This is a genomic window from Devosia sp. ZB163 (assembly GCF_028613635.1).
Classification (GTDB): Bacteria; Pseudomonadota; Alphaproteobacteria; order Rhizobiales; family Devosiaceae; genus Devosia_A.
In genome coordinates this window covers 318,104-335,057 of record NZ_JAQRMY010000004.1, presented here as the reverse complement: position 1 = coordinate 335,057, position 16,954 = coordinate 318,104, and the positions used below count along the sequence as shown (strand labels likewise).

Here is a 16,954-nt window from a genome sequence, read left to right as displayed (position 1 = left end):
TGGCTCATTTCTCGCCTCTGGCCCGCGGGGCCAAGTGGTTACGGGAGCGCCGCCGCCTGGTCAATCGGCAGCGCCTCGATGATGACGAAAGCCTGCGCCATGCCGCCGTCGTCGGTAATGGTCAGGTGGATATGTGGCTTCATACCCTGAGGGACAAGCCGCTCAAGAACGCGGGCAGCACCGTTGGTCAATTTCATCGTCGGCTTGCCCGACGGGAGGTTTACCACGCCCATGTCGCGCCAATAAACGCCGAAACTAAGGCCTGTGCCGAGCGCCTTCGAGCAGGCTTCCTTGGCTGCAAATCGCTTGGCATAGGAGGCCGCGCGCTGTGCCCGCCGATCCGATTTCTGCCGCTCGACCTCGGTGAAGATCCGGTGCGTGAACCGGTCGCCAAAGCGCTCCAGGGTCTTCTCGACGCGGCGGATGTCGCACAGGTCGTTGCCCAGGCCGATGATCATGTGAGCCCTCTCGAGCCGGGCTTCACCGCCGGGATCGCCGCCAGCTCCGGCGGCAGTGCATCGGCCGGATAGGCCGACACCTTGTACTGCACCAGCGAAACCAGCGGCACCCCGACATCCGCCTCGCCGCCCGAGCGGTCGATCAGGCAGGCTGCGGCAACGACGTTCGCCCCCGTCTTCCGAATCGCCTCGATGCATTCGCGGATCGAGACGCCGGTCGACACGATATCCTCGACCACGATCACCTTCTCGCCCGGCGCAAGCTCGAAGCCGCGCCTCAGCTCGAACACGCCGTTGACGCGCTCCGTGTAGATCGCCGGCACGCTCATGTGTCGCGCCGTCTCGTAGCCCGGGATGATCCCCCCCACGGCCGGCGACACGATCTGGCTGACATCGCCATAACCGGCCTCGCGGATCTTCGCCGCCAGCGCCCGGCACAGCTTCTCCGCCTTGGCGGGATGCATGAAGACCCGTGCCTTCTGCAGGAAGACCGGCGAACGCAGCCCGGAGGACAGGATGAAATGGCCTTCGAGCAGCGCTCCGCTTTCGCGGAACAGGTCCAGGACTTCTTCGGTGGTCACGCGGGTTCCTCTTGATTCTTCGGCGCGGTCCAGTCGATCCGGTCCAGCCCCAGCGCCTCTGCCACCGTAGCACGCTGCACGTCGGATACCCCGGCGGCGAGCTTCAGCGAATTCAGCACATCGGTCAGCTGCGCCAGGTCCCTTACCTCGATCTGGAAGATGAAGCGATGGAAGTCGGGCGATTCCATGCGCATGACCAGATTATGGATGTTGGCCTCGCACGCGGCAATCACCGCCGCGATCTGGGCAAGCGAGCCGGGCTTGTTCTGGGCGTGCATCGAGATCACGCACTGGTAGTCGCGATCCTCGCGCCCCACGATGTCCCAGCGGACATCGATCCAGGCCACGTCGCGATCGTACAGATCCGACAGCGCGTCCGAGTGGATCGGGTAGATGATGATCGGCTTGTTCGGCTCCATGATGCCGATCAGCCGGTCGCCCGGCACCACGCCCTCCGGCGACACCTCGACCTTGGTGTTGAAGTCGAGCTGCTTGAGCGCCGCCTTGGCGTTCGGTCCCGACCGCGGATTGCCCGGCACGCGGAAGCGGAACAGCTCGGTCGAGCGCAGCGCAAACCAGCCCTCGGCCTTGTCCGGCACCGGCAGGTCGATCCGCTTGCGCCGCCGCTTGATGCCCTTGACCTCCATCACCTGCGTATCGAGGTCTTCGCCGCTGATCTTGCCGTCGCCCAGCGCGATCAGCAGGTCGCGCCGGCCGGAATGGCCAAGCGCCTCGGCCAGTTGCTTGATCTCGCCGTCGTCGAGCAGCACGCCCTCGCGCTCGAGCAGCATCGAGAGCATGTGCTCGCCCATCGAAAATGCACGCTGCTGGCTCTGCTGGCGCACCGCGCGGCGGATGGCGGCGCGAGCCTTGCCGGTCGCCGCGATCGTCTCCCAGTTGCTCGGCGGCAGGTGGTTCTGGTCGCGGATGATCTCGACCTCATCGCCCGAGCGGAGCTGGGTGACCAGCGGAACAATCTGCCCGTTGATCTTGGCGCCTACGCAGGTGTCGCCGATGTCGGTGTGGAGCGCGTAGGCGAAGTCGATCGGCGTCGCGCCCCGCGGCAGCGCGATGAGCCGGCCGCGCGGGGTGAAGCAGAACACCTGGTCCTGGAACAGCTCGAGCTTGGTGTACTCGAGGAAATCCTCGGTCGTGTTGCCCACCGTCAGGTGCTCGATGGTCTGGCGCAGCCAGGCGAACGCCTTGGATTCGTTCTCGATCTTGTGGATGTCGGTCGCGCCCTCCTTGTAGAGCGCGTGCGCGGCGATGCCGAGTTCGGCAACCCGGTGCATCTCCTCGGTCCGGATCTGCAGCTCCGCCCGCTGCCGCCCCACGCCCACGATGGTGGTGTGGATCGAGCGGTAGTCGTTGTGCTTGGGAACCGAGATGTAGTCCTTGAAGCGCCCCGGCACGACCTTCCAGTTGGTGTGCACGATCCCGAGGGCCCGATAGCAGTCCGGGATGGTCGGAACGATCACGCGGAACCCGATCATGTCGGAGAGCTGCTCGAGCGCGATCTGCTTGCGCTCGATCTTGGTGAAGATCGACCACGGCGACTTCACCCGGGCCGAGACGCGGGCAACGATGCCCTCGTCCTTCAGTTTGTCGCCGAGCTCGGACTTGATCGTGCTGATGGTATCGGCGAACTCCGCCTTCATCTCGTCAAGACGGCTGGTGATCGCCTTGTAGTGTTCCGGCTGCAGGTGCTTGAAAGCCAGGTCCTCGAGCTCCTGGCGCATGCCCTGCATGCCCATGCGGCCGGCCAGCGGCGCATAGATGTCCATCGTCTCGGTGGCGATGCGCTTGCGCTTGTCCTCGCGCATGAAGTCGAGCGTGCGCATGTTGTGCAGCCGGTCGGCCAGCTTCACCAGCAGCACGCGGACGTCCGCCGAGATCGCGAGCAGCAGCTTGCGCAGGTTTTCGGCCTGCGCCTCCTCGCGCGTCACCAGCTGCAGCCGGTCGATCTTGGTCAGTCCGTCGACGATCGATCCGATCTCTGCGCCGAACAGCTGGTCGATCTCGGCGCGTGTTGCGTCGGTGTCCTCGATCGTGTCGTGAAGCAGCGCCACCGCGATCGAGGCGTCATCGAGCTTCAGGTCGGTGAGAATCGCCGCGACTTCGAGCGGATGGGCGAAGTACGGGTCGCCGGAGGCGCGCTTCTGCGTGCCATGCTTCTGCATGGCATAGACATAGGCCTTGTTGAGCAGCGCCTCGTCGGTGTGCGGGTTGTAGGCTTGGACCCGTTCGACGAGTTCGTACTGACGCATCATAGGGTTGCCGCACTCCTAGGCGGCGGCGACTCGGCGAATCTGTCGCGACGAAAACTAAAAAGCGCCGGGCGAAAACGCCCGACGCCTCAACTATATGCGAGTACCGCCGGCACGCAATTGCGCCGGGCGCGTACGATCGAGAAATCAGTCGTCGCGACGCTCTGGCGGAGCCAGGCTCTCGATACCGCGCAGCAGTTCGTCTTCGCTGATGGTGTCGAAGGTGTCGCTGTCCTCGTCCGCATTGGCGTCGAGCAGCGGGGCGGCGTGCTTTTCGGGCTCGTCGACCTCGACATACTTCTGCATCGAGTGGATCAGGTCCTCGCGCAGGTCCTCAGGGGAAATGGTGCCATCCCCGATCTCGCGCAGCGCAACGACGGGGTTCTTGTCGTTGTCGCGGTCGACGGTGATCGAAGCGCCGGCCGAAATCATGCGGGCGCGGTGAGCCGCCATCAGCACGAGGTCGAAACGGTTGTTCACCTTCTCAATGCAGTCTTCGACGGTGACGCGGGCCACGGACGTCTCCAGCTAATTGTGGGATCAAGGGGCCCTCATACACGACCCGCTCCCGGGGCACAAGTTTTTAGGCTGGTGCCGCACGAACGCGTGTTTGCCACAGAATTACAACTTTCGTCGGACGCGGGTTTTCTCCAACTCGGCCAATTGGTTGATGGATCTCCCATGAACTCGTCCCGCGGCCCCCGCAATTATTCGTGTTGCAAACGCCCGGGAATAAGCGCGTATTCCGAACTTAGCGGGCGCCCCAAGCCATTGTTCGGCTGCCCTGAGGCAATAGTGGTGCGCCATTGTGATTTTGTGCCGGGCAGCCTGAGAGGCCGGCCGACCCGGTCAGGAGAAGATGCATGTCCGTTGATCCGCGCGAGAAAGTCGTTCTCTTCATCGACGGCGCGAATCTTTACGCCACCAGCAAGGCCATCGGCATAGACATCGACTATCGCCGACTGCTCGCCGAGTTCCAGGCCAAGGCCTATCTGCTGCGCGCCTACTACTACACGGCCCTGGTCGAGGATCAGGAATACTCGTCCATTCGGCCGCTCATCGATTGGCTCGACTACAACGGCTTCACCGTCGTCACCAAGCCCGCCAAGGAATTCACCGACGCCGCCGGGCGCCGCAAGATCAAGGGCAACATGGACATCGAGCTCACGGTCGATGCCCTCGAGATGAGCGAGTTCTACGACCATCTCGTCCTGTTCTCGGGCGATGGCGACTTCACCGCCCTCGTCGCCGCGCTGCAGCGGCGCGGCAAGCGCGTGACCGTCGTCTCGACCCTCACCACCCCGACGCCGATGATCTCGGACGAGCTCCGTCGCCAGGCCGATTTCTTCATCGATGTCGCCGAGTTGGCCAAGACCGTCGGTCGCATCCCGCCGGTCGATCGTTCCCACAGTGCCGAGCGCGCCCAGGTTGACCGCCCGATGGCGACCGTGGACCCTAAGGGAAGTTGAGTCTCCTTACCCTGCCGGTACGCCTTGCCTGACACCAATCCCCCGCACGACTGCCCGCGCTGTCCGCGCCTCGTGGCTTTCCGCCACGACAACCAGCGTGCGTATCCCAACTTCTTCAACGCCCCCGTCCCCAACTGGGGTGAGCCCCACCCGGGCCTGATGATCGTCGGCCTCGCGCCCGGCCTCAAGGGCGCCAACCAGACCGGACGCCCCTTCACCGGCGATTATGCCGGTGACCTGCTCTACGCCACGCTCGGTAAGTTCGGCCTCGCCACCGGCCACTACGAGCAGCGCCCCGACGATGGGCTGGAACTGCGCAACGTGCTTATCGCCAACGCCGTTCGCTGCGTACCGCCGCAGAACAAGCCGACGCCGGAGGAGATCAGGACCTGCCGGCCGTTCCTCGTCACCAGCATCGAGGTCCATCGCCCGCGCGCCTTCCTGGCGCTCGGCCGCATCGCGCACGACTCGCTGCTCACCGCCCTGGGCGAAAAGCGCAGCGCTTTCCCGTTCGGCCACGGCGCGGAGCACCGCCTCACCGGCGGCGCCATCCTCTTCGACAGCTACCACTGCTCCCGCTACAACACGAACACGGGCGTCCTCACCACGCAGATGTTCGAGGATGTCGTCGGCCGGGCCGCGGCTGCGATCGCTGCCTGACCTTTCTCAGGCGTGCCCGTCAAGACCGCGGAACGCCTCCTTGCCCCAGATGGCTTCCACCTGCGCATTCTTCCCGCATCCCGCGCGATAGCGGGCATAGTGGACGTTGCTCGGCCAGCCGCTGAACGGATAAAGGTCGGCCTTCTCCCAGAAGTTCTGGTGGTAGTCCTCGGCCGGATAGAAGGTCGGCGCCATCGCGATCACCGTTGCCACCGGCTTGCCCAGCGCCTCGGCGGTGGCGGCCTTGCCGGCTTCGGCAAGCTTCATCTCGTCGTCATTGCCGACGTAGATCGCCGACGTGTAGCTCTCGCCGAAGTCGCAGAACTGCCCGCGCGTCTCGATCGGATCGATCAGGTGGAAGAACGTATCGACCAGCTTCTCGTAGCTCGTCACTGACGGATCGTACTCGACGCGGACCGCCTCGCGATGCCCCGTGGTCTCGGTCACCACCTGCTCGTAGGTCGGGTTCGGCACATGCCCGCCGATATAGCCCGAGGTCGTCGAGATAACGCCCGGCGCATGGTCGAAATCGCTCTCCACCGACCAGAAGCAGCCGCCTGCGAAGATCGCGACTGCCGTCTCTGCGCCCTGTGCACCTGTCATCGCCATGGCGCCAGCCATCGCTACAGCCAGCGCCAACCCCTTCTTCGCCATTTCCATCCACCCCTTGAAATTGCAGCATGAAGTTGGCCCTCGCCCGCGTCACACGCAACACAATCATATGTGCGAGGTGCCGCTGAAACTCCGGGCGGCGGACGGACGTACCGGCGGAGTTGCAGTGCGCCATGGTCGGGATATGGTCCGGCCCATGCGCCCCATTCTCACGCCGCTCGCCCAGTCCCTGCCATCGACCGTGCCGTTCACCGGTCCGGAGGCGCTCGAACGCCGGACCGGCGTCCGCTTTCGCGCCCGCGTCGGCGCCAACGAGAGCGGTTTCGGCCCCTCGCCCAGGGTGATCGAGACTATCGCCGCTGCAGCTGGTGATGTGTGGATGTACGGCGACCCCGAGGTCCACGACCTGCGCCAGGCCCTTGGCGCGCATCTCGGCATCCCCGCGGCCAATATCGCCATCGGCGAAGGCATCGATGGCCTCCATTGCCTGATTGCGCGGCTGATCACCGAACCGGGCGACGTTGCCGTGACCTCGCTCGGCGCCTATCCGACGTTCAACTACCACGTCGCCGGTTTCGGCGGCCGCGTCGTGGCGGTGCCCTATTCGCGCAACCACGAGGACCTTGCCGGGCTGGCCGATGCAGCCCGCCGCGAGCGCGCCAAGGTGATCTACCTCTCCAATCCGGACAACCCGATGGGCACGTGGTGGAGCGGCTCGGAGCTGGAGCGCTTCGTCGCCGATGTGCCGGAGGAAACCCTGATCCTCCTCGACGAGGCCTATTGCGAAACCGCTCCGGCCGGCACCCTGCCCCCGCTCGACATCGCGCGCCCCAACCTCATCCGCACCCGAACCTTTTCCAAGGCCTATGGCCTCGCCGGCATGCGCGTCGGCTACGCCATCGGCGAGGCGACGTTCATCCGGGCCTTCGACAAGGTGCGCAATCACTTCGGCGTCACGCGACTTGGCCAGGCCGCGGCCATCGCCGCCCTCGCCGACCAGGATTGGCTGAGCGACGTCGTCGCCAGGGTCGCCGCCGGGCGCGAACGGCTCTACGCCATCGCGCAGCGCAGCGGCCTCGCCTCGGTTCCCTCCGCCACCAACTTCGTCGCCGTCGATTGCGGCCGCGACGGCGACTACGCCATGCGTGTGCTGAAGGCGCTCGAAGCGCGCGGCGTCTTCGTCCGCAAGCCCATGGCCCCCGGCCTCGACCGTCACATCAGGATCACCATCGGCCGCCCCGAGGAGATGGACGTCGTGGCCGAGGAACTGCCGGCGGCACTTCGGCAGGCCGCCGAAGCCTAGCCTCAGCCGAGTTCCTTCCGCGCCGCGAGGAGAATGCTCGTCTCCGTGTTGGCGATGCCGTCGATCTGGCGGATCTTGCGCAACAGCTCATCGAACTCGCGCAGTGTCGCCGTCTCGATTTCGGCGACCACGTCCCAGCGCCCGTTGGTCGTGTAGAGCGTCCTGATCTCGGGAAAGCCGACCAGCCGACGGATCACCGCCTCCGAGTTCTTGCCGTCGATCTCGACCATCGTAATGGCGCGCACCGCATCGGCTCGGCCTGAGCTGCGCAGCATCACGGTGTACCCGGCGATGGCGCCCGTCTTCACCAGCCGCTCCATGCGCGCCGAGACGGTTGCACGCGATACGCCGAGCTCTGCCGCAAGCTTGGCCACCGGGAGCCGCCCATCTGTGCGCAGCAACGCGATCAGGCGATGATCGAGGTCATCGAGGCTGAATGTACTTTCTGCCATGCAGTCCTGCCGTTTTGCTCGATCCAGTGAGCAAACCTAACACTATTCGCTCTTTTCGCCAGCACGCATTGCTCCACACATTCAGGCACGCACTGAATCGAGGTTTCCAATGCTCCACGACGCCCGCGCCCGCCGCCCCTCTGCCGGTAACCGCATCGATCTGATCGGCCTGCCGACCGATGCCGGTGCATCCTGTCGCGGCGCCGTTCTGGGGCCCGATGGCCTGAGGGCCGCCGGCCTTGCGGAGCGTCTCGCGGGGCTAGGCTACGCCGTCGCCGACCTTGGCGATGTGAGCGTGGGCCGCAAGCTCGCCCCGGCCGCCGAGATCGATGCACTCGCCATCCGCGCCAGCGAGGAGGCCTATCGCAGCCTCGAGAACGGCGCCCGCCCGATTTTTCTCGGCGGCGACCATTCCATTTCCATGGGATCGGTGGCTGGCGTGGCGCGGCACTGCCGCGATACGGGCCGCCCGCTCTTCGTGCTGTGGTTCGACGCACATGGCGATTTCAACACCTGGGCGACCACCGAAACCGGCAACATCCACGGCATGTCGCTGGCCCGCCTCTGCGGCGAGCCCGGCTTCGCCAACGCGCCCGATTGGTTCGCCCCGCTCGATCCGGCCAATGTGATGATCCTCGGCGCTCGCGCCCTCGATTGCGAGGAGGCGCAGTTGATCGCCGCGCGCGGCGTTGAGGTCGTCGACATGGACGTGATCCGGGTGAGCGGTCTCGAGGCGCCGCTCCGCCGTTTCCTCGATCGCGTCGAGGCGGCGAACGGCCATCTGCACCTGTCGCTCGACGTCGACGCCATGGACCCTGCCCTTGCCCCCGGCGTCGGCACCACGGTCCCCGGCGGCCTTTCCCTGAGCGAGGGGCAGTTGGTGATGGACATGCTCAATCGCAGCGGCCGCGTCGGCTCGCTCGATCTCGTCGAGCTCAACCCGGTCCTCGATCGCCTGGGCATGAGCGCCGATCTGATGGTCGACCTGACCGCTCGCCTCCTCGGCGAGAGGTCAGTCGCCGCCCGAGCGACGGCGTCGGCCCAGCGCACGGCTGCATAGGAGCAGAGCATGACCCAGTTCATCGGCACCAGCGACCTGGGAGCTCTCGTCCGCCGGATCGGCATCGAGAACTTCCTCGTCGGCCTCGCGACCTACATCGAGGCCGACTTTCGCCACTGGGAGAGCTTCGAGAAGTCCGCCCGCCTGGCGAGCCACAGCCGCGACGGCGTCATCGAGCTGATGCCGGCGTCCGATGGGCAGCTCTACGCCATGAAATACGTCAACGGCCATCCAGGGAATACCCGCGAAGGCAAGCTGACCGTCACCGCATTTGGCGTCCTCGCCGACGTCCGTACCGGCTATCCGCTGCTCGTTTCCGAGATGACCTTGCTGACCGCGCTGCGCACAGCCGCAGTCTCCGCCCTCGCGGCCCGTACCCTCGCCGCCCAGCACCCACACACCCTTGCCTTGATCGGCACGGGCGCACAGGCCGAGTTCCAGGCCCTCGCCTTCAAGGCGCTGCTCCATATCCACGAGGTCCGCCTGTTCGACACCGATCCCGAAGCGCTGGACAAGGCCTGCCGCAACCTCGCCGGCAGCGGCCTTGCCGTCCGTCGCTGCGCCTCAGTGGCGGAGGCCGTCCGCGGCGCTGACATCGTCACTACCGCCACCGCCACCAAGGCCCGCGTCCACGTGCTCACTCCGGACCTCATCGAGCCCGGCATGCACCTCAACGCAATCGGCGGTGACTGCCCGGGCAAGACCGAGTTGCACCCCGACATCGTCGCCCGCGCCTCCGTCTTCGTCGAGTTCGAGCCCCAGACCCGCATCGAAGGCGAGATCCAGCAGATGCCGCCGGATTTCCCCGTGACCGAGCTGTGGCGCGTACTCGCCGGCACGGCGACCGGTCGGCGGTCGGCGTCCGAGGTGACCATCTTCGATTCCGTCGGCTTCGCGGTCGAGGACTTCTCTGCCCTGCGCTTCGTGCGCGATCTTGACCGCAGCGAGGGCCACGACATCGACCTCCTGCCCGAGCTAGATGACCCAAAGGATCTCTTCAGCCTCATGCTGCCCCCGATGCCCGTCCCGGCGATAGCACGCGAAGAGATGCTGTCCAGCTAGCTGCCGGTGGTGAGCGAGACCTCGGCCGTCAGCCCCCGGTGGTTGGAGCCCATGGCGTCCGCGAACGCCTCGATCCGATCGATCACCAGCGAGCCGCGCGTGAACAGGTTGTCGATCGGCACGCCCAGCGGCCCCGCCCGCACCGGCCAGGTCGCCGGATACATCGGCGGCGGCAGCAGTCCCGCCCGCTGCACCAGCCGGTCGATATTGTCCGACCATGCCGCAGCGTTGAAGTCGCCCGCGAGCAGCAGCGGCCCCTCCAGCCCCTCCATGGCCTTGGCCAGCCGATAGGTCTCCTCGAAAGGGAACTCATCGAAATACGGCTTCACCAGATGCGCCAGCACGAGGTTCACCCGCGTGCCGCCGATCTCAGTGGCTGCGGTGACGAGCCGGTCGGGCCAGACCGGACTCAGCGGGCTCAGCTTGATATCCTCGAGCGGCGTGCGGGAGAGGATCATCGTGCCGCATCGCGAGAAGTCCTCGCACCCGGCAACATAGGGATAGGACCCGAGCAGCCGATCCCGGTACGGCCGCAGCGGGGTGGCCTCCATCAGCATCACCACGTCCGCCCCTGAGGCCAAGATGTACTCAGCGACCCGAGCGCCATTCCGATTGTCGGTCATGAGGTTGAAGCTCATCACCTTGAACAGCGGGGTCGTGCCCTCTGCCGCCGCCTCGATGCGCGGCTGCTGCTGGTTGTAGATCACCAGCGCGCCCTGGCCGAGGCTCGCCCCGAGCGGCACGAGAAACAGCAGCGCCCGTCGCCAGGCCCGGCTCAACGCCAGCAGCACGATCAGGACGAACAGGCCGGCGGCAATGTGAAAGCGGAGCGACGCCAGCAGGGCCTGCCCGGGCTGCCAGATGCTGATGCTAGCGGCAGCAAGCGCAACGCAGGCCACCAGTGCCAGGGCCGTCAGTGCCCCCCGAATTTCGCGCAACACGTCCGTGCCCCATCGTTCGCCGCACCCTATCCGGCTGCTGCGCCACACGAAACCGGCTTGTTGATGCCTCTAGAGGCAGAAATGCGAACGGATAGCCCGTTCCACCTCGAGCGGCTCCACCCACCACGGCGCCCGAATGCCGCCCTGCTCGGTCTGCGGCTCGCCGAAAACATACCCGAGCGGCCCGTTAGCCTGGCTGATGAACACATCGACATGTGCAACCCACCCCCGGGAACTGACGATCAGGACCGGCGTCCCCGGCGAGGCGAACACCGCGCCATGCATCGCTGATCCACCCAGGCCGGCAATCATCCGGGCCCCGGAAACGAGCGCAGCCTGCGTCTCGATATCGTGCTCCTCCGGCCTCACGATCGAAAAGCCATACCGCTCGAACAGCGCCTCGATCTCGTCCTCATTGACGAGCCGGCGCCGCGTCTGCCCGCTCCGCGACAGGTAGAGCCGCTCGACCCTGGTCACGCCGCTGCCCGTCCCGAGTACGCGCAGGCGGTCAAACGCCTCACGCGCCACTGGCTGGATCCAGTTCGACAGATCCACCACCGGATCCGGCAGATAGGCCTTCGCACAGAAGACGGCCCCGCCGCTGTGCCGGAAGCGTTCCGGCTTCACGCCCAGCGCCGAAGCAAGCGTCAGAAGCGTCGGAGACAGGGGCAGCGAAGTAACGATGGGCACGTCGTCGGGCACATGGCTGAGCAACGCCAGCCTCGGCACCGCCTCGAGCAGGATGTGGCCGAACTGGTGGTAGCGGCAATCGACCACGAAGGCGGCCTCCATCGCCTCCCGGCCGAGCTTGCCTGGCGGCGGCTCGATCTCCAGCCCGTCCACATTGCCCCAGTACGGCGCTGTTTGCGGGAGAACTTCCCGCCTGGAGCGCGAAACGAGGAAATGCATGGGAAACGCCACGACGTCCCGCTCCACCACGACCCGCGCCGGCCGAAAGGTCACCCGCCCCGGCATCTCGTCCAGGAGCCGTGACCGAACCTCGCCATAGACGGTGGGCAGCCTCAGTAATTCCGAGACCTCGGAGCCTGCGCCCGTCGTATTGGCGACAGCCCATGGCGGCGACGAAATCCGCATCGATGGCGGATACTTCCGACCCGCAGCCCCGAACGCCTGCCACTTGAGCCAGCGCTTGCCTCGGCGCGTGACGCGTCGATATGACGAAAGCAGCCGCCCATAAGGCGGCTGCCTCCTGATCCGTTCATCCACGACCCGCCCCCGGGAAGTAATCTAACCTGCGGGAACTACAGACATGGCAGGCGGCATCGGGCAACAGGATTTGCTCTGCAGCCACCCGCCGGACCCGAGCCGCTCGTCTCCGCGCCTGCGATCATTCCCGGCGGCCGCTGCTGCCCAGCAGCTCGACTCCGGGGCCGAAACCAAGGGCGCGGGCATCCTCCAGTGCGGTGGAGAACTGATCGATCCGCGTCCGCAGATCCGGGTCGGCTCCGGCCTCCAGCAGGGCCTTGATCGCCAGCTCATCCCTTCGGCTGACCGCATAGTGGAGCGGCGTCCAGTCGTTGATGCCGCGCCTGTTCACATCGACCGCGCGCGCCAGCAGCACCGCAAGCACCTCACGGCGCCGCGGCAGATCAAGCGAAAGCGCGGCGTGCAGCGCCGGAAAGCCATCGTCCGCCGCGAAATTGACGTCGGCCCCCGCCTCGATCATCCATTCGACGAACGCCGGCTGACTCCAGTAGATGGCGTAGACCAGGGCGTGACCGCCCCCGAACGCCTCCGGCAGCTCGGCATCGAACCAGCGCGGGCTGCGAAGTATCGCCGCCAGCGCCGCCGCGTCGCCCGCAGCGAACGCCTCGTGGATCGCGACAGACTGGTCCTCGTTGCCGCTACCGATCACCGCATGCCTCCCACGCCACTAGAGCGGCTTGGTCATCTGCACGCAGTTGGCGGCGAAGGTGGCCAGTTCTTCCTCGTCCCAGACGAGTGGCGTCCAGCCAAGCTTCTCGTAGAAGCCCACTGCTTCCTTCGCGGCGTTGAGCCACAGCCGCGTCATCCCGCGCGCCCGCGCAAACTCTATCACGAGCCTCTCGAGCGCCGACCCATGCCCCCGGCGCTGCAGGTGCGGGACAATACCCACCAGCCGCACGATTCCGCCCTCTCCGCGCGGATCGAGCCTCGTGGTGCCGATCGGTTCGCCATCCAGCACGAGCAGGAACTTGAAATGCGCCGGGTCGGTATCGTGCGGATGGGCGCGATTGTAGACGAGGTTCGGGTGCCGTTCGGGGGTGAACAGCACCTGCAGGCGGATGCGATGCATCCCCTCCCAGTCCTCGGGGGTCGCCAGCTCACGCAGTTCGTAGGCCATTCGCTCCCCCCGGATATGAAAAGAGCCGCTCCGTGAAGCGGCTCCAATCTCTCTCTGCGGCGGGCTTAGCCTGCCGCGGCTTCGGTCGCCCCCTGCGCCGCCGCACCACGGTCGAGCAGCAGGCGGTTGTAGGCGTTGATATAGGCGCGCGCCGATGCCACCAGCGTGTCCGGCTCGGCAGCATTGCCCGAGACGATGCGCCCGTTCATCTCGAGACGGACATGCGCGCTCGCCTGCGCGTCGGTGCCCCCGGTGACACCGTCGATGGCGTAGAGCACCAGATGCGGATCCCTGCCCACGGCCTGCTTGATCGCATTGAAGATCGCGTCCACCGAGCCCGTGCCGTCGAAAGCGGCCGAAACCGGCGCCCCGTCGATCGAGAGCGTCAGCTCGCAGCGATGCACGCCGCCGGTCTTGGAAACGACCTGCATGTCGACCAGCTTGATGCGATCGTCGATCGAGCCCGCCTCGTCGTCGACCAGCGCGACGATGTCGGCGTCGTAGACGTGCTTCTTGCGGTCTGCGAGATCCTTGAAGCGCTGGAACGCTTCCTGGAAGGCATTGTCGCCCAGCTCGTAGCCCAGTTCCTTCAACTTGTCCTTGAACGCAGCGCGGCCCGAGTGCTTGCCCATCACCAGCGTGGTTTCCTTGATGCCCACGCTTTCGGGCGTCATGATCTCGTAGGTCTGCGCGTTCTTCAGCATGCCATCCTGGTGGATGCCGCTCTCGTGCGCGAAGGCGTTCTTGCCCACGATCGCCTTGTTGTACTGCACCGGGAAGTTCGCCGCCGCCGAAACGATCTTGCTGGCGCGGCTCAGATGCGTGGTCTCGATCCACGTCTCATAGGGCATGGCGTCGGCGCGGGTCCTGAGCGCCATCACGACCTCTTCCAGCGCCGCATTGCCGGCGCGCTCGCCCAACCCGTTGATCGTGCATTCCACCTGCCGCGCACCGCCGCGGACGGCGGCCAGCGAGTTGGCGACGGCCAGGCCCAGGTCGTTGTGGCAGTGAGCCGAGAAGATCACCTTGTCCGCGCCCGGTACGCGCTCGATGATCGAGCGGAACATGGCCTCGTGCTCGTCGGGCACGGCATAGCCGACCGTATCGGGCAGGTTGATCGTCGTGGCGCCGGCCTTGATGGCGAGTTCGACGCAGCGTGCCAGGTAGTCGATCGGCGTGCGGGTGGCGTCCATCGCGCTCCACTCGACATTGTCGATGAGGTTCCGCGCCTGCGCGACCGTGGCGCTGATGATCTCGAGCACCTGTTCCTCGGTCTTGCGCATCTGGTGCGCCAGGTGGATCGGCGAGGTGGAGACGAACGTGTGGATGCGGCCTTGCCTGGCGTGGCGCACCGCCTCCCCTGCCCGTGCGATGTCGGCGGGGATGGCGCGGGCGAGCCCGGCCACCACCGAGTTCTTCACGTGCTTGGCGACGGCCACGACGGCCTCGAAGTCGCCGTTCGACGCAATCGGGAAGCCGGCCTCGATGATGTCCACGCCCATCTCGTCCAGCGCCTCGGCGACCTGGAGCTTCTCCTCCAGCGTCATCGTCGCGCCGGGGCTCTGCTCGCCGTCGCGCAAGGTGGTGTCGAAGATGTAGACGCGGTCTTTATTGCTGTTCGCCGCTGCGTCAGTCATTTGGTTTTCCTATCAGGCGGCCGGGGTGTGAAGACACCATCGCGACCGGACAAATCGTTGTTCGGTTCTCGTTGCGCGCTATCCCCTGACCACCCGCTCGCTATCCGAGCTGTCGGTTATCAGGGGCTGATAAGAAGGAGAAGCAGGGCGGCCGGCAGCAGCAGCAAAGCAGCGGCAACGATCAGCCGGCTCTCACGAGCCTTCTGTTCGGCGACTGCAATGGCAATGGCGCGCTTGCGCTGCATGGCGAAAATCCGTTTGCGCCGCGGATAGTGCTGGAAATCGGCAATCTTGGCAAGGCGGTTCCGGCCAAAACCGTCAGCGCCGATACTGAACCTCGAGCAGCAGCCCCTCCGGCCCCTCGACGAAGAACTGGCCGATACCAGTCTCGGGTATGCCGGTCAGCTTGTATGGGTAACCCGCCGCCTCGATCCGTGCCTTGGCCTCCTCGAACTCGTACACGCCGAAGGCAACGTGGTTGATCAGCCCTGCCGGGTAGTCCTCGGCGCGCTCCACCACGGTCAGGTGGATGGCCGGCTCGCCCCCGACATAGACCCAATGCCCCGGAAAATCGAACGGCGGCCGGAAGCCTTCCTTGGCTTCCAGCACCGTTTCGAGGAACCTGACCATTCTGGGCCCGTCGACCACGTGGATGTTGATGTGGTCGAGCCTGGGCATGTCAGCCGAACGTGAGCACGGCCGAGAGAATGATCGCGAGGAAGGCGATACCGGTCAGCTGCCCGAACAGCTGGGACCGCTTGGCCGCCGCTGCATCGCCGGCCTTGGCCCGCTTGCGGTTCATGTCGTTGAGCCCGATGAACACGATCATCGCTGCAACGCCGAGCATCTTCACCCAGAACCAGTGATTGGGCACTGCCCAGTCCCACTTCAGCCACAGCGTCAGGATGCCGGTCAGCAGCAGCAGGCCGAACGCATACTTCCCGGTCTTGGCGAACCGTTCGACGATTTCCATCAGCAGCCCGCGCTGCTCGGGAGTCGCCGTCGCCAGCTTGGGCCCGACGACCGGCATCAGCACCAGGTTGGCGCCACCGGCGACGAATGCGACGATATGAACGAAAAGCGTAATGAGACCAATCGCGTACACGGCGGAGCCCTCCAGGTGCCTCGCCGTGACACTAAGGTCGCGGACGATTCCCCGCTAGTCCCCGATGGTCAGCGTCCCCTCGCCCACCAGCACGGCATGCCCGCCGATGCCGCCATGGGTGAGCTTCTCGCCATCCTTGCGCAGTTGCAGCGTGATGAGGCTCGGCCGCCCCATCTCGTGGCCCTGCCGCAGCCGGAACTCGTGCTGCCCGTTGTCGGCGAACTTCGCGATGAGCCCGATCAGGCAGGCGGCCGCCGAACCGGTGGCCGGGTCCTCGCCCAATCCCATGCCGGGAGCGAACATGCGCGCGGCGAAGTCGTTAGCGCGTTCCTCGGGCGTCTGGGTGAAGACATAGATCGAACCGCGACCTTCCGGATAAACCTCGTCCCAGCCGCGCCGCTCGAGCCGGATGCGCTTGAGCGCCGCGGCATCCTTCACCGGGATCAGGTAGAAGGGCACGCCCGCCGAATACAGCGCCGGCTCATAGTGCCCGCAGCCGATATCCTCGAGGTCGAGCCCCAGCGTTGTCGCGATCGCCGCCTTGCCGGGCGCCTTCCCGGCTTCCTCGGGAAGCCGCGGCAGCCCGAAGCGCGCCTGACCACGCTCCTTGTCGACGCCCTCGAGCACGCAGGTGATGACGCCGACCTTCTCTTCCAGCCGCACCGCGGTTGCACGGCTCTGCATGCCGAGCGCGATTGCGGCCCCCACCGTGGGATGCCCCGCGAACGGCAGCTCCACCTTCGGCGTGAAGATGCGGATCGCCGCCGCATGCCGCTCCGACTGCGGCTTCTGGATGAACACCGTCTCGGACAGGTTGAACTCGGCCGCTATGGCCTGCATCTGGTCGTCGAGCAGCCCGTCGGCCTTCAGCACAACCGCGAGGGGGTTCCCCTTGAGGCGCTCCGTGGTGAAGACGTCAAGCAGCAGGTAGTTGAGTTTCATGGAAAGCTCCGCGACAAGCGCCACAGCCCCTAGCAGATCACTGTAGCGGAAGTCTTACCGC

The 16,954-nt window shown here is 66.0% G+C and carries 20 protein-coding genes; 5 read left to right on the top strand and 15 right to left on the bottom strand.

Going from position 1 to position 16,954, the window contains the following annotated elements; genetic code table 11:
- Positions 1-38: 38 nt before the first annotated feature.
- From acpS to rpoZ, 4 genes are all read right to left on the bottom strand, one after another.
- Positions 39-458 carry a holo-ACP synthase gene (acpS, locus tag PRN20_RS19835; RefSeq protein ID WP_273959369.1) on the bottom strand — a complete coding sequence of 140 codons (420 nt, stop codon included), beginning with the start codon at positions 456-458 and terminating at the stop codon, positions 39-41.
- A complete protein-coding gene (gene pyrE / locus PRN20_RS19830; RefSeq protein WP_273959368.1) occupies positions 455-1,039 on the bottom strand; it encodes an orotate phosphoribosyltransferase in 585 nt (194 codons plus the stop codon). Before pyrE ends, acpS begins: the two co-directional genes overlap by 4 nt.
- On the bottom strand, positions 1,036-3,309 hold the full coding sequence (locus tag PRN20_RS19825; RefSeq protein WP_273959367.1) for a RelA/SpoT family protein: 2,274 nt from the start codon (positions 3,307-3,309) through the stop codon (positions 1,036-1,038). The genes pyrE and PRN20_RS19825 overlap by 4 nt, the downstream gene beginning before the upstream one ends.
- Before the next feature lie 144 nt (positions 3,310-3,453).
- On the bottom strand, positions 3,454-3,822 hold the full coding sequence (rpoZ, locus tag PRN20_RS19820) for a DNA-directed RNA polymerase subunit omega (RefSeq protein ID WP_273959366.1): 369 nt from the start codon (positions 3,820-3,822) through the stop codon (positions 3,454-3,456).
- Between the two features lie 347 nt (positions 3,823-4,169).
- On the opposite strand from rpoZ, the gene PRN20_RS19815 reads away from it, so the two are divergent.
- Both PRN20_RS19815 and PRN20_RS19810 read left to right on the top strand, forming a co-directional pair.
- A complete protein-coding gene (locus tag PRN20_RS19815; protein WP_273959365.1) occupies positions 4,170-4,775 on the top strand; it encodes a LabA-like NYN domain-containing protein in 606 nt (201 codons plus the stop codon).
- Between the two features lie 24 nt (positions 4,776-4,799).
- Entirely contained in the window at positions 4,800-5,435 is a 636-nt protein-coding gene (locus PRN20_RS19810; RefSeq protein WP_273959364.1) for a uracil-DNA glycosylase, read from the top strand.
- 6 nt (positions 5,436-5,441) lie between these two features.
- Here the strand turns inward: PRN20_RS19810 and msrA are convergent, their stop codons facing one another.
- Positions 5,442-6,089 (bottom strand): peptide-methionine (S)-S-oxide reductase MsrA, encoded by a 648-nt coding sequence (msrA, locus tag PRN20_RS19805; protein ID WP_273959363.1) that lies wholly within the window; start codon positions 6,087-6,089, stop codon positions 5,442-5,444.
- Positions 6,090-6,243: 154 nt separating this feature from the next.
- On the opposite strand from msrA, the gene PRN20_RS19800 reads away from it, so the two are divergent.
- Positions 6,244-7,350 (top strand): pyridoxal phosphate-dependent aminotransferase, encoded by a 1,107-nt coding sequence (locus PRN20_RS19800; RefSeq protein WP_273959362.1) that lies wholly within the window; start codon positions 6,244-6,246, stop codon positions 7,348-7,350.
- 2 nt (positions 7,351-7,352) lie between these two features.
- On the opposite strand, the gene PRN20_RS19795 is transcribed toward PRN20_RS19800, so the two are convergent.
- On the bottom strand, positions 7,353-7,802 hold the full coding sequence (locus PRN20_RS19795) for an Lrp/AsnC family transcriptional regulator (RefSeq protein WP_273959361.1): 450 nt from the start codon (positions 7,800-7,802) through the stop codon (positions 7,353-7,355).
- Positions 7,803-7,911: 109 nt separating this feature from the next.
- Between PRN20_RS19795 and rocF the strand changes: the two genes are divergently transcribed.
- Positions 7,912-8,862, top strand: a complete 951-nt coding sequence (rocF, locus tag PRN20_RS19790) for an arginase (RefSeq protein WP_273959360.1) — start codon at positions 7,912-7,914, stop codon at positions 8,860-8,862.
- Between the two features lie 9 nt (positions 8,863-8,871).
- The gene (locus PRN20_RS19785; protein ID WP_273959359.1) at positions 8,872-9,924 is read left to right on the top strand and encodes an ornithine cyclodeaminase; all 1,053 of its coding nucleotides are present in this window, start codon (positions 8,872-8,874) and stop codon (positions 9,922-9,924) included.
- On the opposite strand, the gene PRN20_RS19780 is transcribed toward PRN20_RS19785, so the two are convergent.
- From PRN20_RS19780 to PRN20_RS19740, 9 genes are all read right to left on the bottom strand, one after another.
- The gene (locus PRN20_RS19780; protein ID WP_273959358.1) at positions 9,921-10,865 is read right to left on the bottom strand and encodes an endonuclease/exonuclease/phosphatase family protein; all 945 of its coding nucleotides are present in this window, start codon (positions 10,863-10,865) and stop codon (positions 9,921-9,923) included. The genes PRN20_RS19785 and PRN20_RS19780 overlap by 4 nt on opposite strands.
- Before the next feature lie 69 nt (positions 10,866-10,934).
- Positions 10,935-11,960 (bottom strand): glycosyltransferase family 61 protein, encoded by a 1,026-nt coding sequence (locus PRN20_RS19775; protein ID WP_273959357.1) that lies wholly within the window; start codon positions 11,958-11,960, stop codon positions 10,935-10,937.
- A 253-nt stretch (positions 11,961-12,213) separates the two neighbouring features.
- Positions 12,214-12,741 carry an ankyrin repeat domain-containing protein gene (locus PRN20_RS19770; RefSeq protein ID WP_273959356.1) on the bottom strand — a complete coding sequence of 176 codons (528 nt, stop codon included), beginning with the start codon at positions 12,739-12,741 and terminating at the stop codon, positions 12,214-12,216.
- Positions 12,742-12,759: 18 nt separating this feature from the next.
- A complete protein-coding gene (locus tag PRN20_RS19765) occupies positions 12,760-13,209 on the bottom strand; it encodes a GNAT family N-acetyltransferase (RefSeq protein WP_273959355.1) in 450 nt (149 codons plus the stop codon).
- A 65-nt stretch (positions 13,210-13,274) separates the two neighbouring features.
- Complete coding sequence (locus tag PRN20_RS19760; RefSeq protein WP_273959354.1) at positions 13,275-14,846, bottom strand: 2-isopropylmalate synthase; 1,572 nt, start codon at positions 14,844-14,846, stop codon at positions 13,275-13,277.
- Positions 14,847-14,965: 119 nt separating this feature from the next.
- On the bottom strand, positions 14,966-15,091 hold the full coding sequence (locus PRN20_RS19755) for a hypothetical protein (RefSeq protein ID WP_273959353.1): 126 nt from the start codon (positions 15,089-15,091) through the stop codon (positions 14,966-14,968).
- Between the two features lie 73 nt (positions 15,092-15,164).
- Positions 15,165-15,524, bottom strand: a complete 360-nt coding sequence (locus PRN20_RS19750) for a VOC family protein (RefSeq protein ID WP_273959352.1) — start codon at positions 15,522-15,524, stop codon at positions 15,165-15,167.
- Between the two features lies 1 nt (position 15,525).
- A complete protein-coding gene (locus PRN20_RS19745) occupies positions 15,526-15,951 on the bottom strand; it encodes a hypothetical protein (protein WP_273959351.1) in 426 nt (141 codons plus the stop codon).
- 54 nt (positions 15,952-16,005) lie between these two features.
- Positions 16,006-16,893: a PhzF family phenazine biosynthesis protein gene (locus PRN20_RS19740; protein ID WP_273959350.1), complete on the bottom strand. Its 888-nt coding sequence runs from the start codon at positions 16,891-16,893 to the stop codon at positions 16,006-16,008.
- Between the last annotated feature and the right edge of the window lie 61 nt (positions 16,894-16,954).